Here is a 23,719-nt window from a genome sequence, read left to right on the forward strand (position 1 = left end):
TTCAGGCTCCCTCGGGTGTATTGGCGAGGCTGACCGTGCGTTCGGCACGATCGCGGCGGAAGAACTGCACGCGCTCCTCGTCCAGGGTGATGCCAAGCCCCGGGCCGTCCGGCACCGTCAGCTGGAAGTCGCTGTAATCCAGCGGCTCGGCAAGGATTTCCTCGGTCAGCAGCAGCGGCCCGAACAGCTCGGTGCCCCACTGCAGCTGGTCAAACGTGGCGAACACCTGGGCCGAGGCCACGGTGCCCACCGCGCCTTCGAGCATGGTGCCGCCGTAGAGCTCGATGCCCGCGGCATCGGCAATCGCCGCGACCCGCTGGGCCGCGTACAGGCCGCCGGACTGCTCGATCTTGATCGCGAACACGTCCGCGCCCGCCACCCGCGCCAGCTCGAACGCCGAGCGCGGGCCGGTCAGGGATTCATCGGCCATCAGCGCCACCGGGTAGCGACGCACCAGCCGGGCCAGCGCCGCGGCGGTGGCCACCGGCTGCTCCACCAGCTCGCAGCCGGCGTCGGCCAGGGCGGCCATGCCGCGCGCAGCCTCCAGCTCGCTCCAGGCCATGTTCACATCCACCCGCACCGCGCCGCGGTCGCCCAGCGCGCGCTTGATCGCGGCCACGTGGGCAATGTCCTCGTCCAGCGGCCGGGCGCCGATCTTGAGCTTGAACACGTTGTGCCGGCGCTGGGCCAGCATCTGCTCGGCCTCGTCGATGTCACGCGCGGTATCGCCCGAGGCCAGGGTCCAGGCCACCGGCAGGCGGGCCCGGCGGCGGCCGCCCAGCAGCTCGGATACCGGCAGGCCGGTGCGCTTGCCCTGGGCGTCGAGCAGGGCGGTTTCCACCGCGCTGCGGGCAAAGCGGTTGTCCTTGATCATCCCGTCCAGGCTGGCCATCAGCGCCGGTACCCGGGTCGGGTCGGCACCAACCAGGCGCGGAGCGAAATAGGTATCGATCGCCAGCTTCATGCCTTCGGGGCTCTCGCCGCCGTAGGCCAGACCGCCGATGGTGGTGCCTTCGCCAATCCCCACCACCCCGTCGGAGCAGTGGATGCGCACCAGCATCACGGTCTGGCCGTTCATGGTGGCCACCGACAGGCGGTGCGGGCGGATGGTGGGCAGATCGAGCAGCAGCGCTTCGACCTTCTCGATGACGGGGGCGGAACGCGACGCGGGGGAGGTGGATTGATTCATGCGGTCTTTTATCAACCCCGGAATGCGGGGAGTCCAACACCAAATACCTCTTTCCTGATACCTTTTTGATATTGTGAACAGCGAAACGGCGCTGCTGCGCGATTGATGCAGCGCAACAATGCGCCGAAGGTATAAGTCTGAATAGGGAGCCCAAATGGAGCTTCGCCAGCTGCGTTACTTCATTGCCGTGGCCCGTGCGCGCAACTTCACCCGCGCCGCGGAGCAGCTGCACATGGCCCAGCCGCCGCTCAGCCGGCAGATCCAGCTGCTGGAGCAGGAGATCGGCGTCACCCTGATTTCCCGCACCCGGCCGCTGCAGCTCACCGATGCGGGCCGGCTGTTCTACGAGCAGGCGCTGCAGATCCTCGGCCGGGTGGAGCAGATGACCGCCGCCACCCGCCGGGTGGGCAAGCAGGAGCGCAGCGTGCTGTCGATCGGCTTCGTGGCTTCCACCCTTTACGGCGGCGTTCCGCCGCTGGTGCGCAAGCTGCGCGAGCGCGCGCCGGAGCTGGATATCCAGCTGCTGGAGCTGATGTCGGTGCAGCAGATCGAGGCGCTGAAAGCCGGCCGCATCGACCTGGGCTTCGGCCGCGTGCGCACCAACGATCCGGCCGTGGAGCGCACCGTGCTGCGCGAGGAGCGACTGGTGCTGGCGGTTTCCCCGGGCTCGGCGCTGGCCCGGAGCAGCGCGCCGGTACCGATGAGCGCGCTGGCCGGCGAAGCGCTGATCGTCTATCCGAACCAGCCCCGGCCCTCGTTTGCCGACCAGGTGCTGACCCTGCTCAACGACCACGGCGCCATGCCGGCCAGCGTGCACGAAGTGCGCGAGATGCAGACCGCGCTGGGCCTGGTGGCGGCGGAAACCGGTGTCTGCGTGATCCCCTACGCCGCCAGTCGCCAGCGTACCGACCTGCACTACCGCCTGATCGACGATCCGGACGCCACCTCGCCGGTCATCCTCAGCCACCGGCGCAACGACAACTCGCGCTACGTGCTGCTGGTCAAGGAGCTGCTGCGCGATCTGTATGCCGAATCGCCGCCGTGGCTGGATGCCGCCTATAACCGGCTGCCCGGTCCGCCGTCGGGGGCGTAGCCCCGACCTACAATGATCCGCAGCCCAACCCACCGCCGCCCGCGAGCCCGCCGATGAAGCAACACCTACCGATCTGGACCCATCAATGGCTGGGCGTGGCCCTGCCGATCCTGCAGATCGTGCTGGTGGTCGTCGTGGCCTGGGGGCTGCGCACCGTGGCCCGCCGGCTGATCCACCGGCTGTCGGACCGCTGGGAGCTGCCGCCGGAAGTGCGCCTGGGCGGGCGCAGGCTCAGCACCTTCCTGATCTATTCCGCCGCGCTGCTGATCATCCTCGAGCGCTTGGGGGTTTCCGGCACCGTGCTGTGGACGGCGTTCACCGGCTTTGCCGCGGTGGCCGCGGTGGCCTTCTTCGCCGCGTGGAGCGTGCTGTCCAACATCTTCTGCGCGGTGCTGCTGCTGATCACCCGGCCGTTCCGCCTCTACGACCACATCGAGCTGCTGGATGGCAGCGACGGCCGCGGCCTGGGCGGCCAGGTGGTGGACATGAACCTGATCTCCGTGACCCTGCGCGAAACCCACGAAGACGGGCACGAATCCCACCTGCGGGTGCCCAACAGCCTGTTTTTCCAGCGCATCACCCGGCGCTGGCGCGAGGCTCCCCCGCCGCGCCCGCTCCCCGATCCCGACGCCCCGCGCAAGCGTTCGCGCCAGCAGCAGGCCGGGGGCGGGGGTGCCAGCCTGTTCTGATTGGTCTGCTCTGATTGGCCTGCCCGGGAGCCGTAGAATCGGCGCCATGAATACACCCCAGGATTCCAACCTCGGCCGCGAGGTCGCCTACCCGACCCGCTATGACCCGGGCCTGCTGTTCCCGATCCCCCGCGCCCAGGGCCGGGCCGAATTGCACCTTGCGCACGCCGCCCTGCCGTTCACCGGCCATGACCGCTGGCACGCCTACGAGCTGGCCTGGCTGGACGGACACGGCAAGCCGGTGGTCGGCACCGCCACCTTTCTGGTACCGGCCGACTCGCCGCAGCTGATCGAATCCAAATCGCTCAAGCTTTATCTGAATTCGCTCAACGCCAGCCGCTTCGACAGCGCCGAGGCGCTGCGCGAGCGCCTGGTGGAAGACCTGTCGCATACCGCGCAGGCACCGGTGCAGGTGGCTTTCGGCCTGCCGCCGGTGAGGGACGCCGACGATGCGGAATCGATCGACGGCCTGGCGATCGACATCGACACCTATGGCCCGCCGAATGCCGCCCTGCTGCAGGCCGACCCGGCCCACCCAACCACCGAAACCCTGCGCTCGGACCTGCTCAAATCCAACTGCCCGGTCACCGGCCAGCCGGACTGGGCCAGCGTGCGTATCCAATACCAGGGTCACCGGCTGGACCGGGCCGCCCTGCTGCGCTACCTGGTGTCGTTCCGCGACCACTCCGGATTCCACGAGCAGTGCGTGGAACGCATCTTCACCGACCTGCTGGCCTGCCTGCGGCCGCAGGCGCTGTCGGTGGAGGCGCGCTACACCCGCCGCGGCGGGCTGGATATCAACCCGTGGCGGGCCCTGCCCGGGGAAGCACCGCCGTCACCGGCCCGCGATCCACGCCAATAGCCCCGCCGGGCATCCGCATGCTGGCTTAACTGCCGCCGTGGGATGCTCCGGGTTCGCCGCCCCGCCGCTGGAGGACACTCCGCATGACACGCCGCATGAAATGCTCCCCCCTGACCCTCGCCTTCCTGCTTGCCGCCGGCTCCGTTCTTGTCGCCTGCGGCCAGGACACGGCTGTGAACAGCACCGCCACCCCCGCCATCGACGCGCTGGAAACCCCGCCGGCCATGGCCGAACCCGAAGCGCCCGAGGCCACCGTGCGCGTGACCGCGGTGGCGCTGGGCACCGAGGTGGCCGATGACCGTTCCATCGTCGCTCCCCAGGAGGCCTTCGCGTCCAGCGACGACACCATCCACGTGTCCATCAGCACCAGCAACGATGCCGACGGCGAAACCCTGGGCACGCTGGGCGTGCGCTGGACCTTTGATGACGGCGAAGGCAACCAGCTCGTGGACGAGCGCGCGGAGCGCTTCGCCTTCAACGGCGAGGACACCACCAGCTTCCACATCACCAACGCCGCGGGCTGGCCGATGGGCACCTACACCGTGGAAGTAAGCGTGGACGGCGAGGTGGCCGAGACCCGCCGCTTCACCATCCAGTAGCGCCTGGCAGCCGCCCTGGCGTCATCACAGCTGCCGTCACCACAGTGTTTCACCGGTCGCGCCAAAGGGCGCGCGCCGTCAACAGTAAACTGGCCGGCGCTGTCCGCTGGCGGGCAACACAACTGCTGGAACGGACGCTGCTTCCTTCCAGCCCATCACGCGATTGCACGGCGGGGCCTGTCCATACCGGCGTCCCGCTCACCTGCACGCGATCATCAGATCGGCCATGGCACCCTCTGGCCGATCCAGCCCCTGTGATTTGAGGAGAACTGGCATGGCCTACACCACCTCCGTACGGAGTGTGCATCCGATCCATCCCATCCATGCGGTCTTCGTTGCCGGCATCCTGCCGCTGTTCGCCGGCGCCGCGCTGAGTGACTTCGCCTACTTCCGCACCTTCGAGATCCAGTGGCAGAACTTCGCCTCGTGGCTGATCGTCGGTGGCCTGGTGTGGACCGGGGTGGCGCTGGTGTTTGCGCTGTTCGATCTGGTTCCGTCCCGGCGTACACGCACCCGTGTGCTGTACCTGCTGGTGCTGCTGGCAACCTTCATCGTGGGCTTCTTCAACGCCCTGCAACACGCCCGTGACGCCTGGGCCAGCATGCCCGCTGCCCTGGTGATGTCGGTGATCGTATTCGTGCTCAGCTGCGTGGCGCTCTGCCTTGCGTTCTGTGGCCCGCGCATCGGAGAAGTGAAATGAACCGCCTTACCCTGCTTGCCGTGGCCGGCTCGACGGCCGTTCTGCTGGCCGCCTGCAACCCGGCCGCGAAGCCGGAGCTGGAATACGGCACCAATCCCGACCTGCCCCAGCCCAAGCGCGGCCTGCTGCCGCAGATGGTCATTGCCAGCCCGGACGAATGGGGCGACCAGCTGCCGGTGGTGCCGGAAGGCTTTGAGGTCCGCGCCATCGCCCGTGACTTGGGCATTCCGCGCCAGACCCTTGTACTGCCCAACGGCGACATCCTGGTGGCCGAAGGCCGCGGCGGCAACGCGCCAGCGCTCAAGCCCAAGGACGTCATTGCCGGACCCATCAAGTCTGCAGGCACAACCTCGGTGAAGAGCGGCAACCGCCTCACCCTGCTGCGCGACGCCGACGGCGACGGCGAATACGAGCTGCAAACTGTATTCGCCGACAATCTCAACGCCCCCTACGGCCTGGCCCTGATCGACAACAACCTGTACGTGGCCAACCAGGACGCAGTCGTCCGCTTCGACTACCAGCCGGGCATGACCCAGGCCAATGGCGCGCCGGAAGAGCTGGCCAAGCTGCCGTCGGAGATCAACCACCACTGGACCAAGGCCATGACCGCCAGCGCGGACGGCCAGTTCCTGTACGTGGGCATCGGCTCGAACAGCAACATCACCGAGCGCGGCATGCTGGCCGAGCAGGACCGGGCACTGGTGTGGGAAATCCATGCCGAAACCGGCATGCACCGCCCGTATGCCACCGGCCTTCGCAACCCCACGGCCCTGGCCATCCAGCCCGACACGGGTGCGCTGTGGGCAGTGGTGAACGAGCGTGACGAGATCGGCCCCGACCTGGTGCCCGACTACCTCACCTCGGTGCAGGAAGGCGGTTTCTACGGTTGGCCGTGGGCCTACTGGGGCAACCACGTGGATGACCGCGTGCGTCCGGAAAATCCGGAGAAGGTCGCCGCCTCGATTACCCCTGACTACAGTCTGGGCGCCCACGTGGCCTCGCTGGGCGTCGATTTCTCCAGCGCCGTGATGGGCGCGGAATTTGCCGATGGCGCCTTTGTTGGCATGCATGGCAGCTGGAACCGTTCGGACCCGGTGGGCTACAAGGTGGTGTTCGTGCCGTTCAGCAACGGCCAGCCGGCCGGCAACCCCATCGATTTCGCCACGGGCTTCCGTGACGACGACGGCACCACGCGCGGCCGCCCCGTGGGGGTCACCGTCGACCCGCGCGGCGCGGTGATCATTGCCGATGACCTGGCCAACATCATCTGGCGTGTCTCGCGCATCGGCGGGCCGGCGCAGATGCCGCAGCAGCCGGAAGCCGTCGATCCGTCCGAAGCTCCCGATCCCGAAGCCGGGACCGAAGCGGAAGACCAGCAGCCGGAGCCTGAATCCGTTCAGTAACCCGTTGAAAATAAAGGCGCCTGAATAGGTTTTGCTTCACGGTCTTCCAACGGCCGGGGGGGGTTTATCTGGTCAAGCCGGAATGCGGCATCCCCCAACGGAGACCAGACATGACCAACCAGCCGAATCAGCCCAATCAACCGAAGAAGGGCGATCAGAACCAGGAACAGGACCAGCAGACCCGCAGTCAGAAGCAGGGGCAACCGGGTCAAGGCGAAGACCAGCATCAGAAGCAGCCAGGTCAGGACCAGGACCAGAAGCGCTGACCGGTCCATCCTTCAACAAGCACCCTTGTTTCAACAAGCACCCACGGGCGCCTCTTTCAAAGGGGCGCCTTTTCTTTGGGTGAACGCATGTCAGGCCCGGCGCAGGGTCTGCTTCGCCATCAGCGCCACGATGGCCCCCAGCACGAAGCAGGCCAGCGCCAGCCACACGATCCCCTTCACTCCCGCACCCGCCAGCCGCACCAGCAGCACGCCGCCCAACCCGGCGGCCAGCATGATGGAGAAGTTGAACACGCTGGACTGCAGCGAAGTGGCCACATCCCGGCCGCGATCCACCTGCCGCGCAATCGCGGTCTGGTACATGGCGCCCAGCGGGCCGAAGGACACGCCCCACAGGAAGAAGGTGAAGTGGGCAATGCCCGGCGTGCGGGCAAAGGCCAGGAACAGCAGCATCGACACCGCGCTGAGCACCAGCATGGACACCACCAGCGCCTGCAGCCAGCGGTCGATCACGCGGGCGGAAGCCACCACCGAGATTACCGAGCCGATGCCGAACACCAGCAGCGCCATGCCGGTACCGCCGGCCAGCTGCACCGTCTCCACCAGCAGCGCGATGTAGGTGTACACGGCGTAGTGCCCGGTCACCGAAAGGAAAGTCAGCAGAATCACCATCAGGATGGCGCGGTTTTTCAGCAGCGTCAGCGGCGAGTTGCTGCGGCTGCGCTGCTCGCCCGGCACTGCCGGCAGATACAGATGGCACAGCGCCGCGATCACCACCACGCCCAGCCCGAACACCAGAAACTCCGTGCGCCAGCCAAACTCCAGCCCCACCAGGGTCATGACCGGCAGGCCGACGCTGATGCCGAGCGTGCTGCCGGCCAGGATCACGGTGATGGCCCAGCCCTGCCGCTCCGGGGGAACCAGGCGCGTGCCATAGGCGGCGATCATCGGCCACATCACCCCGGCGCAGACTCCGCCAACAATGCGTGCGCCCACCATCACCGCGTAGGAAGAGGCCAGCCCCACCACCAGGTTGGAGATGGCAAAGCCGGCCAGCAGCACCAGCAGCAGATGCTTGCGATTGACCGTCAGCGTGGCCGTGACCAGCGGGATGGTGCCCACCGCGGACGCCAGCGCGTACACCCCCACCAGCATGCCGATGTGGGACTCGGAGACCCCAAGGTCTTCGGTCATCTGGGGCAGGATCCCCGACGGGATCAATTCAGACAGCAGGCCCACGAAGGTGACGCTGGCCATCAGGCCGAATACGAACCACTCCGGCGCCCGCAGCCGGGGCGCTCCCGGTACCGGGGTCATGGATGAGAAGGCCTGATCATCATGGGCGGATATTCTCGCCCGGATGCCTACACTCCGCGACTGCCGACCACTGGAATGAGATGACGATGCAAACCCAGACCTCCCGCCTGGCCAACACCTACGCGCGAATGAGCCGTTTACCGTTCGGGCGATGGCTTTTCGGCCGCGTCGTATGCTGGCGCGCTCCGTATTTCGCCACGATCACACCGCGCTTCCTCGTCGTGGAGCCGGACCGCTGCGAGGTGGCAATCCGCGACCGCCGGCGCGTGCACAACCACATCGGCACCGTTCACGCGATCGCCCTGTGCAACCTGGCCGAGCTGGCCGGCGGGGTGATGATGGAGGCGGGCACGCCGCGCGGCATGCGCTGGATTCCAAAGGGAATGACGGTGGAATACCTGAAGAAGGCGGTCGGCACCCTGCGTGCCGTGGCCACGCCTGTGGTGCCGATCGAGGTCCATGATGAGGGCTACGAGGTGCCGGTTGACGTGGAAATCCGCGATCCGCAGGAAACGGCGGTGTTCAGGGCGACGATCGCGATGTGGGTGTCGCCGCGCGCCCGCCGGGATTGAGCCGCCTGCGACGCAGGCCCAGGCACCGCCAGGTCGGTGAGCGGCTCTACTCGCGACCTTGCGCGAACTCCGGGAAGGCCTCCGCTAGCGACCCTTCATCCGGCAGGATGTAAAACACCCCGCCCCGCTCGAACGTCGGACGGATGATCTGTTCGTAGAAGTCGGGCGCAACGTTGATACAGCCATGCGTCACCCGGTTGTCATCGGGCGTAGGCGATGCAAGGCGTTCGGGGCGTCGCTCGGCCGGGACGCCAGTTGCGGTGGGGTGGATGGAGACCGCCGAATCGTAGTCCACCCACAGCACGCGCCCGGCGTCGATCGACGGGCCGTAACCGCCAACGAAGCGGCCAGAAGGCGTGGTGCGATCACGACCAGGAATCTCGCGAAGTGCAAGGCCGGCGATGCCCGGGGCCGTGTGATCGCCAACCTGCGAGCCAAACAGCCCGGGTGCGGCGCCGCGAAGCCGGCCGTCGCCACCAAACACCAGGATCTGTGCAGCGGCCTTGTCCATGATCGCGAACGGATAGCCCTGACCGTCGTTGGCGGCCACCACCCAGCCCGCCAGCTCGATCACCGTGTCAGACACGTCCTGACCGGGCGGAAGCTGGTCAACGGCGACGACCGGTTGCCCGGCATCCCCGGCGTTCGCCACGCCGGGGATGCTGAACGCCAGGGCCAGGGCCAGCGCCCCATGAACGGCTCGCATTACCCGCGGGGCACGCGGCGCGGCGCCGTTTCCAGCTGCTGGACGCGGCTTTCAATCTGATCCAGCCGTTGGTTGGCCTGCTGCGCGGACTGATTCGCGGATTCCGCACTCTGGGCCGCACCCTGCACCCGCGTGTCGAGTTGATCGAGTCGCGAATTGACCTGTGCAAACTCGTCACCGTAGGTGGCGCAGGCCGAAAGGCCGACGGCGGCAACGATCGCCACGCCGAGCGTACGGGCCATCACCAGATGCTTCTTGGTCGGGAACATGGCAATCCTCCTTCGTGTTGGGTCTTCGAATATAGCGGCGTTTATGGCGGGGCCTCGATGCGCCTTCAGCTGACGTTGGAGTACGTAGATGAGCCGTGAAAATACCGCCACCCCGCCAGCCCGCCATACAGCAGCGCCAGCACCACGAGGTTGCACAGCTCCGGCGCCACCTCGGCCACGCTGGCGCCCATCTGGTTGAGCTTGACCATGGCGTTGATGCCGGGCGTGGAGGGCACCAGCTTCGCCAGCCACGCCAGCGGCTGCGGCATCGACGCCGCCGGCCACGACAGCCCGGACAGGAAGAACAGCGGCAGCGAGGTAACAATCAGCAGCTGGAACGGGCGCTCGCGGGTGCGGAAGAAGCTGCCCACGAACAGCGCGAACGCCACCACCGCGGCCACGTACAGTCCGCCGCCCAGCAGCGTGCCGGCCGGATTGCCGCCGCGCGGGTAGTCCTGCAGCCACATCACGAAGCCGTTGTAGTACAGCATGCTGCAGGTGCCGATCAGCGCGAACGCGGCGGCGATGCCGAGCAGGCCTGGGCGCGAGAACGCCAGCGGACCGATGCGCTCGCGGCGGGTGCCGGCCAGCACCAGCATGCCGATCAACAGGGTCTGCTGCACGATCAGCTGCGCCACGCCGGGCACGATGGTGCTGCCATAGCCTTCGCGGGTGTTGAACAGCGGCCGCGTCACCAGCTGCAGCGGCGGCGCGGCCGGTGCGCCGGCAAAGCGCGCCTGGGCCATGGCGGCATCGCGGCCGAACGCGGTGGCGGCATCGCCCAGGCCCTCGAGCACGGCGGCGCCGCGGCCGAGGAAGGCGCCGCTGCCGAACAGCGCCAGCCGTCCTTGGCCGCCGCGCAGGATTTCGCGCTGGAAGCCTTCCTGTATCGCCAGGATGCCCTCGGCTTCCCCGCGGGCAACGCGCTGCTGCGCTTCGTTCATCGACATGGCGCCGTCGACGATGCGCACCGCCCGCACCGCATCTACCTTGCGCACCAGCGCGCGGCTCATCGGGCTGCGGTCCTGGTCCACCACCAACACCGGGTACTGCGAGGCCACCTGGTGGCGGTAGGCGACCGGATAGAAGAACGAGTACAGCACCACCGCGCCGACCAGGGTCACCACGGCGTAGCGGTCGGAGAACACCGCGCGCAGCGTTTCCGTGAACCCGGCGGCGATCCGGTTCATCGCTGCCCCCATGCAGCCGGATCACGGGCGCCGCGCCCGTACAGCAGCAGGCCGGCGCCGCCGGCCACCAGCACGAACAGCAACAGCACGCCCAGCAGCGGCAGCGACACCGTCCACGCCGCACCCAGGTCGAGCTGCTGCGCCTGCAGCTTGAGGTAGGCGGTGAACGGCAGCAGCTGGCTCCAGGCCTGGGCCAACAGCGGCGCACCCTGCGTTGGAAAGGTCGCGCCCGAGAACGCCAGCGAAGTGCCCGCGTACAGCCCGGTCGCCGACAGCGCCGTGCCCAGGTTGCGGGTGGCGCCGACCAGCAGCAGCGCGATGCCGGCATAGGCCAGGTACATCGCCGCCTGCGCCGCCAGCAGCAGGGTCGCGCTGCCGGCCACGCCGCCGCCGCGGATCGCCGCCAGCCAGACCAGCGAGCCGGCTCCGTACGCGGTGAACAGCAGCAGGTACGGCGCCAGCTTGCCGGCGACCGCGGGCAGCAGACGGTCGCCGCAGGCCCGCAGCCATTCGCCGGCGCTGCCGTCACGCAGCTCGCGTCCCAGCGCACTCACCATCGTCAGGCAGGCGGCCAGGTGCAGCAGCGCCGGGAACAGCAGGCCGAGCAGGAAGTGTTCGTAGCTGCGCGCCGCATTGGCCAGCACGGTGGCCTGCACCCGCAGCGGCGGCGGGCGCACCGCATCCGGGCCGCGGGTGCGCGCCACGTTGCCGCGGGCAATGCGCTCGCCCGCCGCCTGCACCACGTCGCCGATCTCGCGCGCGGCCGCCTGCCCCGCGGTCTGGTGGTTGGCGTTGTAGTGGGCGAACACCACCGCGCTGCCTCCGCACAGGATCTCGCGCTCGGCGCCCGCCGGCACGTACACCACTGCGAACGTGTCCCCCGCGCGCACCCCCGACCAAGCCTGCGGCAGGCCCAGTGGCCGCGCGGCCACGCGCAGGCCGGGCGCGGCATCGAGCATGCGCGCCAGCTCGCGGCTGGTCGCGCTGTTGTCGTGGTCGACCAGCGCCACCGGCAGATCGCGCGGCACGCCGGCGGCGAACATCCAGGCAAACAGTGCCAGCGCCAGCAGCGGGATCCACGTTGCCAGCGCCAGGTCCCAGCGATCGGCGCGCAATCGCGCGCACTCGCGAACCGCCGAACGGACGAAGGCCTGCCGCGCGCTCGGCCGCGTCAGCGCTGCGGCCATGCGAACAGCACGCTCATGCCCGGCCGGAAGCCCGCCACTTCCGCCACCGGCCGCGCGCGCACCTCGAAGCTCCTGACGTCGTAGCCGGATGACTGCCGGGTCGCGCGCCAGGTTGCGAAATCGCCGGCCGGGCTGATGTAGTAGACCTCGAACCCGACGTCCTCCAGCTCCAGCGCCGGGATCGCCCCGCGCAGCGTGCGGCCGACCTCCAGCCCGGCGAACTGGTCCTCGCGCAGGTGGAAGGCCACCCACATGCGGTCCAGGTCGACCAGGGTGTAGATCGGATAGCCGGCCGGTACCAGCTCGCCAACCTCGGCCAGGCGCCTGGACACCTCGCCCGCCGCCGGCGCGTGCCCGCGCACCTCGTCGTCGGCCGCCTGCACCTCTGCCACCGCGCCCTCGGCCTGCCGCACCTGCGCCTGCGCGGCGCTCCTGTCCTGTTCGCGGGCGCCGGCCTGCGCCTGGTCGTACTGCGCGCGCGCCGCGCGCGCCTGCTGCTCGGCATCGACCGCCTTCGCCCGCGCCTCGTCGCGCTGCTGCCGGGTCACCACGCCCTCGGCGTGCAGCCGGTCCAGCCGCTGGAAGGTCGAGCGCGCCAACTCGCTTCCAGCCTGCGCGCGCCGCCAGTTGGCCTCGGCCGCATGGATGTCCTCCACCCGCGCGCCTTCCTCGGCCTTGTCCGCCTGCGCTTGCGCGGCGGCGAGCGCGGCGTCGGCCTGGCGCTGCTTCGCGGCCACTTCGGGGCTGTCGAGTTCGAACAGCGCCTGCCCGGCCTCGACCCGCTCGCCCTCGGCCACCAGCAGCGCCGCCACCCGCGCGGTGACCTTGGCCGAGACATTGATGCTGTCGGCATCGGCCATGCCCTGGACCAGGTCGGCCGGGCTGCGGAACGCCAGCCACAGGCCGCCGACGAGGATCGCGGCGATCACGGCCAGGACAGTCAGGCGCAGCCGGCGCCGGTCCGGCGGCGCCTGCGCGGCGGCGGGTGGTGGCGGGGCGGATGGCGTGGTTGCGTTCATGGCGGCAGCACCTTGTGGTCCGCCCTGCGGACGTAGTCGCCGAAGCGCGCCGACTGGCCGCTCAGTTCGAGCAGCCGCGCCAGCGCGAGGTCGTATTCGTAGGCGGCCTGGGCGCGCTCGACCAGCGCGCCGCCCAGGCCGAGCCGGGCGTCGATCACGTCCAGCGAGGTCGACTGCCCCTCGCGGAACGACAGCTCCTGCAGGCGCAGGTTCTCGTGCGCGTGTTCGATGCTGCTGTCCAGCAGCAGGTACTGCTGGCGCGCGGTCTCCAGCGCATTCCAAGCCTGGGCCACGCCGATCGCAATCCTGTTCTGCGCCTCGCGCAGCGCCGCCTGCGCCTGGTCCTGCTGCGCGCGCGCGGCGCTGATCCGGCGCGGCCGGTCGCTGCCGGACAGGAAGGTGTATTTCAGGCCCACGCCGAAGGCCCAGTCCGAATCGGTCAGCAGCGCATCCTGGCGGTGCAGGTCGTACTGCCCGAACAGGAACACCTGCGGCTTCAGCGCCGCCTGCTGCGCGCGCACCCCTTCACCGGCCTGCGCATCCAGCGCGCGCAGCTGTGCCAGCTGCGGGTGGCGGTCCAGCGCGGCACGGGTGAACTCCTCCAGCGCACCCACCGGCGCGCTGCTCACGAACAGCGGCGTGGACGGTTCCACCAGCCCACCGCTTCGCAGCATCAGCGCCAGCGCTTCGGCCACAGCATCGCGGTCGTTCACCGCCTTGCGGTATTCGCGCTCGCTGGCGTCGCGCGCCACCGTCGCCTGCAGCCGCTGCGCGCGGGTGGCGAAGCCCTCGCGTTCCAGCAGTCCGGTATGTGCCAGGTGCCGCTCCAACCCGTCGCGGACCTCGCCCCGCACCGCCACCGCCTGCTCGGCCAGCCGCAGGCCGAAATAGGCTTCCACCAGCTCCGAGACCAGCTGCTGCGACTGCTGCGTCCGCTCCGCATCTGCCTCGCGCACCGCCGCCGCCGCCGCGCCCTGGGCGGCCGGGATCTGCCCGCCGGTGTACAACGGCAGCACCGCGGTCACCACCGGGCGCAGGCGCCAGTCGCGCTCCCCGAACCGCAGCGGGCTGTCAATGCCGTAGGCCTCGGCCACCGGCGCCAGCGAGCCCAGCGGCAGCGCCAGCGTCTTCTGGAACTCCATGTAGCGCGCCTCCAGCGAGACCTCGGGCAGGCGCATGCGGTGGGAGGCGTCGGACAGGTCCTGCTTGCCGCGCAGGTTGGCATCGGCCGCGGCCAGCGCGTCGGACACCTGCTCCAGCCGTTGCTGCGCCTGCTCGAAGGTCAGCGCCACCGCGGCCGGCTCGTCCTGCGCCTGCACCACCGATGCGGCCAGCAGCACGAGCGCGGCGAACGTGAGCCGCCGCGCCAGTCCGCCGACACCGCCGGTTCTGGCGGAATCCGCTCCGTTCGCCCTGCACATCCGCCTGCCTGCTCCCTGCCTGCCCGCCAAATGCCGATCCTATCCCAGTCAGTACGCCGCTGCGGCCAACAGCGGCGCAGGATCCTCCCAGCGGGCGCGCCCGCCCAGGGCGGGCATTTCAAACAGCACAGCCCCGCCCACCACCTCGACGCCCTGCCGGCGCAGCAGGCGAGCCGCTCTGGTCCGACCACATGCACGCCCGGCGCCTGTCCATGACTTCCGCGCCTTCGCGGGAGTGACGGCATGGGCGGGCGGATGCAGGGACCCTCACGTGGCCCCCATGCCGCCGCGGAAAATGAAAAACACCGCGCCGAGGATGCATAGGCCGGCCCACAGGTAGTCCAGCTTCAGCGGCTCCTTCATATAGAAGAAGGCGAAGGGCACAAACACCAGCAGGGTGATCACCTCCTGCAGGATCTTCAGCTGGCCCAGCGACAGCACGGTGTAGCCGATGCGGTTGGCCGGCACCTGGAACAGGTATTCCAGCAGCGCCACCGCCCAGCTGGCCAAGGCGGCGACGATCCACGGTTTGGCGCTCAGCTCCTTCAGGTGCGCATACCAGGCAAAGGTCATGAAGATGTTGCTCATCAGCAGCATCAGGATGGTCAGGCCGACTTCGCGCATGGGGCACCGGTGGGATCAGGAAGGGGTGGAAGGGGATGACCGGGATATTCCAGCATGAAAGCCGGCCAGCGCCGTTATTGACGGCACATTGGCGCCGTAGCTGGGATGGAAGGCTGTGTTTCTTTGCCCACCCGGCTCCAAACCGCGACAATGGGCGGGTTACGCGGCCGTCCCGACCGGGCCGGCCCCTGCGCGCCACCCGGCCCATTGCCCGCGGCGCGCCCTCCCGTCCGTATCGAGGATTGCCAGCCCCATGCCCAACGCCCCCAAGATCATTTACACCCTGACCGACGAAGCGCCGTACCTGGCCACGCAGTCGCTGCTGCCGATCGTGCAGGCCTTCACCAGCACCGCCGGTATTGCTGTGGAAACGCGCGATATCTCGCTGTCGGGCCGCATCCTGGCGCAGTTCCCCGACCGGCTGAAGCCGGACCAGCAGGTGGCCGATGACCTGACCGAGCTGGGCGAGCTGGCCAAGACGCCAGAAGCCAACATCATCAAGCTGCCCAACATCAGCGCTTCCGAGCCGCAGCTGCGCGCCGCGATCCGCGAGCTGCAGGACAAAGGCTTTGATGTGCCCGATTACCCCGCTGAGCCCAAGGACGATGCCGAGCGCGAGATCCGCGCCCGCTACGGCCGGGTGATGGGCAGCGCCGTGAACCCGGTCCTGCGCGAAGGCAACTCCGACCGCCGTGCGCCCAAGTCTGTGAAGGACTATGCCCGCAAGCATCCGCACCGGATGGGCAAGTGGAGCGCGGATTCCAAGTCCCACGTGGCCCACATGAGCGACGGCGACTTCTACTCCAGCGAGCGCTCGGCGACGATGGCCGCCGCGGGCGAGCTGAAGATCGAGTTCGTCGGCGCCGATGGCAGCAGGCGCGCCCTGCGCGATCCGGTGAAGGTGCAGGAAGGCGAGATCGTTGACGCCGCGCGTATGTCGCGCAAGGCGCTGGCCGCGTTCATGGCCGAGCAGATCGAAGACGCCAAGGCCCAGGGCGTGCTGTTCTCGCTGCACCTGAAGGCAACGATGATGAAGGTCTCCGACCCGATCATGTTCGGCGTGGCGGTGCAGGAGTTCTACCGCCCGGTGCTGGAGAAGCACGCCGACGCGCTGAAGCAGGCGGGCTTTGACCGCAACAACGGCATCGGTGATCTGTACTCGCGCCTGGACAGCATGCCGGCCGACACCCAGGCCGCGATCAAGACCGATATTGAGGCGCTCTACAAGGAGCGTCCGGGCGTGGCGATGGTCAACTCCGACAAGGGCATCACCAACCTGCACGTGCCGTCCGACGTGATCGTTGACGCCTCGATGCCGGCGATGATCCGCGACTCCGGGCAGATGTGGAACGCGGCCGGTGAGCTGCAGGCCGCCAAGGCCGTGATTCCCGACCGCAGCTACGCCGGCGTGTACCAGGCCACGATCGAGGACTGCAAAGCCAACGGCGCGCTGGACCCGGCCACCATGGGCAGCGTGCCCAACGTGGGCCTGATGGCGCAGAAGGCCGAGGAATACGGCAGCCACGACAAGACCTTCCAGGCCCCGGGCGAAGGCAGCATCCGGGTGACCGACCAGGACGGCAACCTGGTGTTTGAGCACACCGTGGAAACCGGCGACATCTGGCGCATGTGCCAGGCCAAGGACGCGCCGATCCGCGACTGGGTGCGCCTGGCGGTGGAACGCGCGCGCCTGAGCGGGACCCCCGCAGTGTTCTGGCTGGATCCGCAGCGCGCGCACGACGCCCAGCTGATCGCCAAGGTAAAGACGTACCTGAAGGATCACGACCTGGCCGGCCTGGATATCCAGGTGCTGGCGCCGGTAGAGGCCACGAAGCACGCGCTGGCGCGCATCCGCAAGGGCGAGGACACCATCTCGGTGACCGGCAACGTGCTGCGCGATTACCTCACCGACCTGTTCCCGATCCTTGAGCTGGGCACCAGCGCAAAGATGCTGTCGATCGTGCCGCTGATGGCCGGCGGCGGGCTGTTTGAAACCGGTGCCGGCGGTTCGGCCCCCAAGCACGTGCAGCAGTTCGTGCAGGAGAACTACCTGCGCTGGGATTCGCTGGGCGAGTTCCTGGCGCTGGCGGCTTCACTGGAGCACCTGGGCCAGCGCAACGACAACGCGCGTGCGCTGGTGCTGGCCAAGGCCCTGGATGCGGCCACCGGCCGTTTCCTGGACAACGACAAGTCACCTACCCGCCGCCTGGGCGGGATCGACAACCGCGGCAGTCACTTCTACCTGGCCATGTATTGGGCACAGGAGCTGGCCGCGCAGGATGACGACCCGGCCCTGAAGGCCATCTTTGCCCCGCTGGCTGCAGCGCTGGCCCGCGATGAAGAGAAGATCGTGGCCGAGCTGATTGATGTGCAGGGCAAACAGGTGGATATCGGCGGCTACTTCCGTCCGAGCATCGAGAAGACCGGCGCAGCGATGCGCCCAAGCGCAACCTTCAACGCAGCCCTGGCCAACCTGGCCACCTGACCCACCACGGGGGCCGCAGCCGCGGCCCCCGATGGGTTCCGCTGTAGGAGCGCGTCATACGCGCGAAGGCGCGTGACACTTGGACGCAAACCGCGGCTTCGGCCCCAGCGTTATGTCCGAAGCCACGCTCCGTTGCCGCAATTCACGCGGTTTCGCACGCATGTAGGGATCCAGCGACAGCCACCGGTTGCGCAGCAGGACCTGGCCTTCGGCGGGCGTGGGCAGCGGCGCACGCTCGAGGCGGAAATTGCCTGCCGTTGGACGCCCTCGGGGCGCGAGGCCAGCACGATGCGGGTGTTTTCAGCGGGGGACTGGGTGTTCATGGGGTCTCCATAAGGCGTGCCCGCGGATTTCGCGACATGCCTTGGGAGTTGCAAGGTAGCGCCCTTGGCGTTTCGCCGCCCCGAAACCGCCACCGGCTTTGCGCTAGGCTGTCGACCCATTTACGGAGAACCGCCGATGAGACCTGTCCTGCTCACCGCCCTGCTTCCGCTCGCCCTGGCCGCCTGTACTCCATCCGGCGGCGACACGCCGGCTACCGCAGAGCCGGCGGCCGAAATGGCCATGGCTGTTCCGGCCGACGCCGGGGCCGAGGCATCGCTGGAAGGAACGGTTTCCGGCACGTGGCGTTCGCCCGACTTCGTCGAGCGCGACCGTTACCGCAACCCGGCTGAAACCTTGGCCTTCTTCGGCCTGCAGCCTGATCACACCCTGGTCGAAATCACCCCGGGCGGCGGTTGGTACGCCGAGATCCTGGCGCCGTACCTGCGCGAGCGCGGCCAGTACATTGCCGCCGTGGTGGACCCGGATGCGCTGGCCGAAGACCGCCGCGATTACCCCACCCGCGCCCTGGCCGGTCTGGAGGAGCGCTTCGGACAGGGGCCGGATCAGTTCGATCGCGCCCAGGTGGTGCGTTACAACCCGGACAGCCCGCAGTTCGGCGAGCCCGGCAGCGCCGACATGGTGGTGACCTTCCGCAACGTGCACAACTGGCTGGGCAACGACCAGGCCGAGGGCATGTTCCGCGGGTTCTTCGACGTGCTGAAGCCGGGCGGCGTGCTTGGCGTGACGGATCATCGCGCTGCGGCCGATGCGCCCGATTACGACGGCAGCGGCTATGTGCGCGAAGACCGCATGATCGCCCTGGCCGAAGCGGCCGGTTTCCAGTTCGATGCCAGCAGCGAGATCAACGCCAACCCGGCGGATACAAAGGACCATGCGAACGGCGTGTGGACCCTGCCGCCAACCAACCGCCACGACGAAGCCGACGCGGAAAAGTACGCCCAAATCGGCGAAAGCGACCGCATGACCCTGCGCTTCGTAAAGCCGGAATAAGCCCGACTATTGTCGGAACAACTCTTCCAGCCAACGCGCGCCTGACCGTCGCCGTAGGAGCGCCTCATTGGCGCGAAGTCGCGTGAATCATGGCAGCCCGCGGGGCTTCGGACTCGACGCAGGATCTGAAGCCCCGTCCAGTGATCAATGTCACGCGGCTTCGCGCGCATGGCGCGCTCCTACCGGGAGTCAGCGGGTCCTGTTTTCCAGCTCACAGACGTGGCTGGCCGCACTGAGAGTGCATGCGATGGAGTCCGGCGCGCCGGATGGCGCGTCGGCAGGAACAATGGTGGCGCCAAGCGCCGCGAAATGATCGGCCAGCGAACCCAGGTCGTCGCCGCCCTCGTCGGTCCACGTTCCCCGGACCTGCTCCAGACGATCCGGAATCAGCTGCCCGCCCGCAGTGCGGGCCGACCCCGGCATGTATTTGCCGAGAGGGCTGTCCAGCCCCACGGCGACATCCACGCTGGACGCATCGGCCATGGCGATCCTGAGAGTCACGCCAGCCCCGACCTCCCGCCCGGATGAGGCGGCCCGGGAACGCTGCTGGTCAAACAGTGCAGTCAGCTCGGCCGGGGCGATAAGATCCTCGACGAAAACGGCGTCGGTGGCGGCGGACTCGATCATGCCCTTCATGCTGAAGTCCGTGAGGAAGTCGTAGGCAGTCTTCTGCATCAGTCGCGGATTCACTGACAATCGCGACACCGGGACCCGGACCAGTGACTGCAGCACTCCCGTGGGGCCCGTGTTCAAGGTCATCCCTGCGTACTGCCCAGCTTGGGATCTACCTTGGGCATTCGCACCGCCCACGGCAGTCAGCGCGATGAGAGCCGCGCCGGTCGCCAGAAGAATCCTCGTTTGCATTGCCGATTCCATTCGTCGGGAACGGATCACCCTAACAAGGTGGCCCGCTGCAGACCAACGGGGCGCCCGGCTATCCGGCATCTGGCGCAGCGCAGGCGCTTGCCAACGGGCGTCAGGCTGCCACCCGTAGGAGCGCCTCATAGGCGCGAAGCCGCGTGAATCACAGCGGCCCGCGGGGCTTCGGACTCGACGCAGGGTCCGAAGCCCCGTCCAATGATCAATGTCACGCGGCTTCGCGCGCATGGCGCGCTCCTACCGGGAGCGGCGTCCACCGTGGCATGGCGTCGGGGGCGTAGCCCCGACCTACGGGGTGCTGAGGGCGCGCAGGATTCTCTGGCCGGCGCGGCCGTCGGCGGGGGTAATGCCGAGACGACGCTGCTCTTCGACAATGGCACGGCGGGTGTTGGTGCCGATCAGGCCGTCCACTTCGCCGATGTCATGGCCACGCTCCAGCAGCAGGGTCTGCAGCTGGCGGCGTTCGACCCGGGACAGGCCGGGATCGCTGGTCGGCCACGCGGCCACCAGGCCGCTGCCGCCGCGCAGGCGGTCCGACAGCAGGGCAATGGCCAGGGCATAGCTTTCCGCGGCGTTGTAGGAATAGATCGCATCGAAGTTGCGGAACACCAGGAACGCGGGCCCCTGCGCTCCGGCCGGCAACAGGATGGCCGACCGGGTGTCGCCCGGCAGGTCGATGCTGCCGCCGTCGATTCGCGCCACGCCGCGACCCGTCCAATCGGACAGCGGCCGACGGTTGGTCCGCCCGGCGAGCGATGCATTGAAGCCGGCGGGCAGCTTCACTTCATAACCCCAGGGCCGACCGGTCTGCCAGTTGGAACGCTTCAGATAGTTGGCGGTGGAGGCCAGCGCATCGGGAATGCTGCCGACCAGATCGCGGCGGCCATCGCCATCGAAGTCGACGGCGATGCGCGCATAGGTGCTCGGAATGAACTGGGTATGGCCGAACGCGCCCGCCCAGGAGCCGGTGAGACCTTCGGCCTTGATGTCGCCGGCCTGCAGCAGCTTCAGCGTGGCAATGAATTCACCGCGGAAGAACGACTGCCGCCGCCCTTCGCAGGCCAGCGTGGACAGCGAGGTCAGGATCGGGCGCTTGCCGAAGATCCGGCCGTAATCACTTTCCACGCCCCAGATCGCCACCACCGTGGACGGATCCACGCCGTACTCGCTGGAGACCCGGGCCAGCAGCTCGGCGTGCTCATCCAGCCGCGCCTTGCCATCGGCCACGCGCTCCTCGTCCACCAGTCCGGCCAGGTAATCCCAGATGTCGGTGCTGAACTCAGGCTGGAAATTGAGCAGCTCCAGCACCGAGCGGTCCGGCTCAAGGTCCGCGGTATAGCGCTCGAACGTGGCCGCGCTCACGCCCTGCTGGGCCGCGGTGGATTTCAATCCGACCATGCAGCGCTGGAACGCCGGATCGGCATGGGCGGCGAAGGCGGGCAGGAGCAGCAGCAGGCAGGCGAGACGTTTCATGGGCACGGGCATCAAAAGCAGGATCTCCATTGTAGGAGCGCGCCATGCGCGCGAAACCGCGTGAACTGCGGCGATTGAACGGGGCTTCGGACAGGGCGGCGTGGCCGAAGCCACGGTGTGCGACCAGACGTCACGCGGCTTCACGCGCATGGCGCGCTCCTACAGGGGGTTGAGGAGGCGCAGGCCGAGGCGGTTATCGGGGTCATTCCAGGATTCGGCCACCTGCCAGCCGGCGGCCGCTGCGATCGCGGCGAAGTCGGCGTCGGTGTACTTGTGACTGGTTTCGACCTGCATCGCCTCGCCTTCGGCGAAGTGGAAGGTCTGGCCATTCACCCGCACCTGCTGATCGCGCTGGCTGACCAGCGCGGTTTCGATCCGGCTGCGCTCTACCGAATAGCGTGCACGATGGCGGAATTGGGCCACGTCAAAGTCGCTGCCGATCTCGCGGTTCAGCCGTACCAGCAGGTTGAGGGTGAAATCGGCGGTCACCCCGGCGGCATCGTTGTAGGCGGCCTCGATCACCGCCGTCTCCTTGTGCAGGTCGATGCCGATCAGCGCCAGCCCGTCGGCGCCCACCGTGTCGCGCATGGCGCGCAGCAGGTGAATGGATTCATCGCGGTCGAAATTGCCCAGGGTCGATCCGGGAAAGAACGCCAGTCTCCGTCGCGGCGCCCGGCCCGGCTGCGGCAGGCTCACCGGACGGGTAAAGTCGGCGCACACCGGCAGCATTTCGATCGCGGCAAAGCGCCCTTCCAGCCGAGCCACGCTGTGCAGCAGCGCCGCGCGCGAGATCTCGATCGGGGTGTAAGCCACCGGATCATCCAGTCCGGCCAGCAGCAGCTCCGTCTTGCGGCCACTGCCGCTGCCGTACTCCACCACGTGCAGGCGCGGGCCCACCACGGCGGCAATATCGGCCAGGCGCGATTCCAGCAGGCCGATCTCCACCCGGGTCAGGTAGTACTCCGGCTGGTGGGTGATGCGCTCGAACAGCTCGGAGCCGCGGGCATCGTAGAAATACTTGGACGGCAACCGCTTGGGGCTGGTCGACAGCCCCGCCACCACGTCGGCGGCAATCCGCTCCGGGGTGGGCTGCAGGTCAACCAGGTCGGCGTCGGGTACGACAGATGTGGACAGGTTCATGCGTCACGGGCCAGGCGCAGGCCGGCCATCTGCCAGCGTGCATGGGAAGGGAAGAAGTTCCGGTAACTGGCGCGGATATGGCCGGCCGGGGTGAGGCAGCTGCCGCCGCGCAGCACCCATTGGGCATTCATGAACTTGCCGTTGTACTCGCCCACCGAACCCGGCCAGGGCCGGTAGCCGGGATAGGCGGTGTAGGCGCTGGCGGTCCATTCCCACACCCCGCCAAACAGCTGGGCGAAGCCGTTGATGCCTTCGGCACCGGCGGCGCGGGGATGAAGCACGATGTCATCGCCCCTGCCTGCCGGATCAGGCCCGGCAGCAGCCTGCTCCGCCGCCACCTGCTCCCACTCGGCCTCGCGCGGCAGGCGCGCGCCAGCCCAGCGCGCGTAAGCGTCGGCCTCGTAATAGGCCAGGTGGCAGGCCGGCGCATCCGCATCGGCCTCGCACCATCCGTGCAGGGTGAAGATCCGGTCCAGATCCTCATGCCAGTACAGCGGCCGGTCGACGCCCTCGCCCTGCAGCCAGGCCCAGCCGTCGCTCAGCCACAGGCCGGGATCGTGATAGCCGCCGTCGCGGATGAACTGGCGGAACTCACCATGCGTCACCGGGCGGTTGGCCAGCGCGTGCGGCTGCAGCAATACCGGATGGCGCGGCGACTCGTTGTCGTAGGCGAAGGCTGTCGAATCCTGCGGCCACGACGCGGTACCGATATGCGCAGTGCCGCCGGGGCGGCTGATCCACCGCAGCGGCACCGCGCCATCACGCATCCCGGCAGCCTGCTGATCACCGGCCTGCTCGCGATAGGCGGGATGCAGCGGGTTGCTCCAGAACGCGTGCTTGATATCGGTCAGCAGCAGCTCCTGGTGCTGCTGTTCGTGATGCAGGCCCAGCAGCAGGCGCTGCAGGGCCGGGCTATCCAGCTGCCCGGCGGTAGCGGCCTCAACGAGGCGCGCATCCACCTGGTGGCGGTAATCGATCACCTCATCCAGCGGGGGCCGGGTCAGCAGCCCGCGCCGCGGCCGGGCGTGCATCGGCCCGATGCTCTGGTAATAGCTGTTGAACAGGAAATCCCAGGCCGGGTGTACCGCCTTGTAGCCTGGCAGGCCGGCCAGGATGAAGCGCTCGAAGAACCAGGTGGTATGGGCCAAATGCCATTTGGCCGGGCTGGCGTCGGGCATGCTCTGCACCATCGCGTCCTCGGCGGACAGCGGCGCGGCCAGGGCCAGCGTGTGCGCCCGAAGCGCGACAAAGCGCGTGATGAGCGTCTGCGCGCAGGGCGGCGCAGGAGCGGTGACGGGAACAGCCGTGGGAACGGAATCCATCGGCCCATGATCGACGCGCCA

23 protein-coding genes and 1 pseudogene are annotated in these 23,719 nt (G+C 68.5%); 10 read left to right on the top strand and 14 right to left on the bottom strand.

Going from position 1 to position 23,719, the window contains the following annotated elements:
• Position 1 precedes the first annotated feature (1 nt).
• Positions 2–1,189, bottom strand: a complete 1,188-nt coding sequence (locus WCE59_RS02590) for a muconate/chloromuconate family cycloisomerase (RefSeq protein ID WP_343257150.1) — start codon at positions 1,187–1,189, stop codon at positions 2–4.
• 154 nt (positions 1,190–1,343) lie between these two features.
• Between WCE59_RS02590 and WCE59_RS02595 the strand changes: the two genes are divergently transcribed.
• The 7 genes from WCE59_RS02595 (at position 1,344) to WCE59_RS02625 (ending at position 6,801) form a co-directional block, all read left to right on the top strand.
• The gene (locus tag WCE59_RS02595; protein ID WP_343257151.1) at positions 1,344–2,282 is read left to right on the top strand and encodes a LysR family transcriptional regulator; all 939 of its coding nucleotides are present in this window, start codon (positions 1,344–1,346) and stop codon (positions 2,280–2,282) included.
• Positions 2,283–2,335: 53 nt separating this feature from the next.
• Positions 2,336–2,971: a mechanosensitive ion channel family protein gene (locus tag WCE59_RS02600; protein WP_343257152.1), complete on the top strand. Its 636-nt coding sequence runs from the start codon at positions 2,336–2,338 to the stop codon at positions 2,969–2,971.
• 46 nt (positions 2,972–3,017) lie between these two features.
• Positions 3,018–3,833 (top strand): NADPH-dependent 7-cyano-7-deazaguanine reductase QueF, encoded by an 816-nt coding sequence (gene queF, locus WCE59_RS02605; RefSeq protein WP_343257153.1) that lies wholly within the window; start codon positions 3,018–3,020, stop codon positions 3,831–3,833.
• Between the two features lie 95 nt (positions 3,834–3,928).
• A complete protein-coding gene (locus WCE59_RS02610) occupies positions 3,929–4,432 on the top strand; it encodes a hypothetical protein (protein WP_343257154.1) in 504 nt (167 codons plus the stop codon).
• 274 nt (positions 4,433–4,706) lie between these two features.
• On the top strand, positions 4,707–5,132 hold the full coding sequence (locus tag WCE59_RS02615; protein WP_343257155.1) for a DUF2231 domain-containing protein: 426 nt from the start codon (positions 4,707–4,709) through the stop codon (positions 5,130–5,132).
• Entirely contained in the window at positions 5,129–6,535 is a 1,407-nt protein-coding gene (locus tag WCE59_RS02620; RefSeq protein ID WP_343257156.1) for a PQQ-dependent sugar dehydrogenase, read from the top strand. The genes WCE59_RS02615 and WCE59_RS02620 overlap by 4 nt, the downstream gene beginning before the upstream one ends.
• A 110-nt stretch (positions 6,536–6,645) precedes the next feature.
• A complete protein-coding gene (locus tag WCE59_RS02625) occupies positions 6,646–6,801 on the top strand; it encodes a hypothetical protein (RefSeq protein WP_343257157.1) in 156 nt (51 codons plus the stop codon).
• A gap of 90 nt (positions 6,802–6,891) precedes the next feature.
• On the opposite strand, the gene WCE59_RS02630 is transcribed toward WCE59_RS02625, so the two are convergent.
• Complete coding sequence (locus tag WCE59_RS02630) at positions 6,892–8,076, bottom strand: MFS transporter (protein WP_343257158.1); 1,185 nt, start codon at positions 8,074–8,076, stop codon at positions 6,892–6,894.
• 86 nt (positions 8,077–8,162) lie between these two features.
• Between WCE59_RS02630 and WCE59_RS02635 the strand changes: the two genes are divergently transcribed.
• Entirely contained in the window at positions 8,163–8,648 is a 486-nt protein-coding gene (locus tag WCE59_RS02635; protein WP_343257159.1) for a hotdog fold domain-containing protein, read from the top strand.
• A 46-nt stretch (positions 8,649–8,694) separates the two neighbouring features.
• Here the strand turns inward: WCE59_RS02635 and WCE59_RS02640 are convergent, their stop codons facing one another.
• From WCE59_RS02640 to WCE59_RS02670, 7 genes are all read right to left on the bottom strand, one after another.
• The gene (locus WCE59_RS02640; protein WP_449284085.1) at positions 8,695–9,354 is read right to left on the bottom strand and encodes a hypothetical protein; all 660 of its coding nucleotides are present in this window, start codon (positions 9,352–9,354) and stop codon (positions 8,695–8,697) included.
• Positions 9,354–9,623, bottom strand: coding sequence for a hypothetical protein (locus WCE59_RS02645; RefSeq protein WP_343257160.1), 270 nt, complete (start codon positions 9,621–9,623; stop codon positions 9,354–9,356). Before WCE59_RS02645 ends, WCE59_RS02640 begins: the two co-directional genes overlap by 1 nt.
• 65 nt (positions 9,624–9,688) lie before the next feature.
• Positions 9,689–10,813 (bottom strand): ABC transporter permease, encoded by a 1,125-nt coding sequence (locus WCE59_RS02650; RefSeq protein WP_343257161.1) that lies wholly within the window; start codon positions 10,811–10,813, stop codon positions 9,689–9,691.
• Positions 10,810–12,000, bottom strand: a complete 1,191-nt coding sequence (locus tag WCE59_RS02655; RefSeq protein ID WP_343257162.1) for an ABC transporter permease — start codon at positions 11,998–12,000, stop codon at positions 10,810–10,812. The genes WCE59_RS02650 and WCE59_RS02655 overlap by 4 nt, the downstream gene beginning before the upstream one ends.
• Positions 11,985–13,019: an HlyD family secretion protein gene (locus tag WCE59_RS02660; RefSeq protein ID WP_343257163.1), complete on the bottom strand. Its 1,035-nt coding sequence runs from the start codon at positions 13,017–13,019 to the stop codon at positions 11,985–11,987. The genes WCE59_RS02655 and WCE59_RS02660 overlap by 16 nt, the downstream gene beginning before the upstream one ends.
• Entirely contained in the window at positions 13,016–14,440 is a 1,425-nt protein-coding gene (locus WCE59_RS02665; RefSeq protein WP_343257164.1) for a TolC family protein, read from the bottom strand. Before WCE59_RS02665 ends, WCE59_RS02660 begins: the two co-directional genes overlap by 4 nt.
• A gap of 267 nt (positions 14,441–14,707) precedes the next feature.
• Positions 14,708–15,064 carry a DMT family protein gene (locus WCE59_RS02670; protein ID WP_343257165.1) on the bottom strand — a complete coding sequence of 119 codons (357 nt, stop codon included), beginning with the start codon at positions 15,062–15,064 and terminating at the stop codon, positions 14,708–14,710.
• Positions 15,065–15,317: 253 nt separating this feature from the next.
• Between WCE59_RS02670 and WCE59_RS02675 the strand changes: the two genes are divergently transcribed.
• The gene (locus tag WCE59_RS02675; RefSeq protein WP_343257166.1) at positions 15,318–17,549 is read left to right on the top strand and encodes an NADP-dependent isocitrate dehydrogenase; all 2,232 of its coding nucleotides are present in this window, start codon (positions 15,318–15,320) and stop codon (positions 17,547–17,549) included.
• Positions 17,550–17,690: 141 nt separating this feature from the next.
• Here WCE59_RS02675 and WCE59_RS02680 read toward each other — a convergent pair.
• A pseudogene (locus tag WCE59_RS02680) lies at positions 17,691–17,872 on the bottom strand (NADP-dependent oxidoreductase); the annotation flags it as partial.
• A 136-nt stretch (positions 17,873–18,008) separates the two neighbouring features.
• Here WCE59_RS02680 and WCE59_RS02685 point away from each other — a divergent pair.
• Positions 18,009–18,884 (top strand): class I SAM-dependent methyltransferase, encoded by an 876-nt coding sequence (locus WCE59_RS02685; protein ID WP_449284086.1) that lies wholly within the window; start codon positions 18,009–18,011, stop codon positions 18,882–18,884.
• A gap of 189 nt (positions 18,885–19,073) precedes the next feature.
• On the opposite strand, the gene WCE59_RS02690 is transcribed toward WCE59_RS02685, so the two are convergent.
• The 4 genes from WCE59_RS02690 to egtB form a co-directional block, all read right to left on the bottom strand.
• Positions 19,074–19,559 (bottom strand): hypothetical protein, encoded by a 486-nt coding sequence (locus WCE59_RS02690; RefSeq protein WP_343257167.1) that lies wholly within the window; start codon positions 19,557–19,559, stop codon positions 19,074–19,076.
• 492 nt (positions 19,560–20,051) lie between these two features.
• Entirely contained in the window at positions 20,052–21,236 is a 1,185-nt protein-coding gene (locus WCE59_RS02695) for a lytic murein transglycosylase (protein WP_343257168.1), read from the bottom strand.
• A 159-nt stretch (positions 21,237–21,395) separates the two neighbouring features.
• Positions 21,396–22,376 (bottom strand): L-histidine N(alpha)-methyltransferase, encoded by a 981-nt coding sequence (gene egtD / locus WCE59_RS02700; protein ID WP_343257169.1) that lies wholly within the window; start codon positions 22,374–22,376, stop codon positions 21,396–21,398.
• Positions 22,373–23,698, bottom strand: a complete 1,326-nt coding sequence (egtB, locus tag WCE59_RS02705) for an ergothioneine biosynthesis protein EgtB (protein ID WP_343257170.1) — start codon at positions 23,696–23,698, stop codon at positions 22,373–22,375. Before egtB ends, egtD begins: the two co-directional genes overlap by 4 nt.
• Between the last annotated feature and the right edge of the window lie 21 nt (positions 23,699–23,719).

The sequence above is a fragment of the Luteimonas qiangzhengi genome (genome assembly GCF_039548515.1).
Lineage (GTDB): Bacteria > Pseudomonadota > Gammaproteobacteria > Xanthomonadales > Xanthomonadaceae > Luteimonas.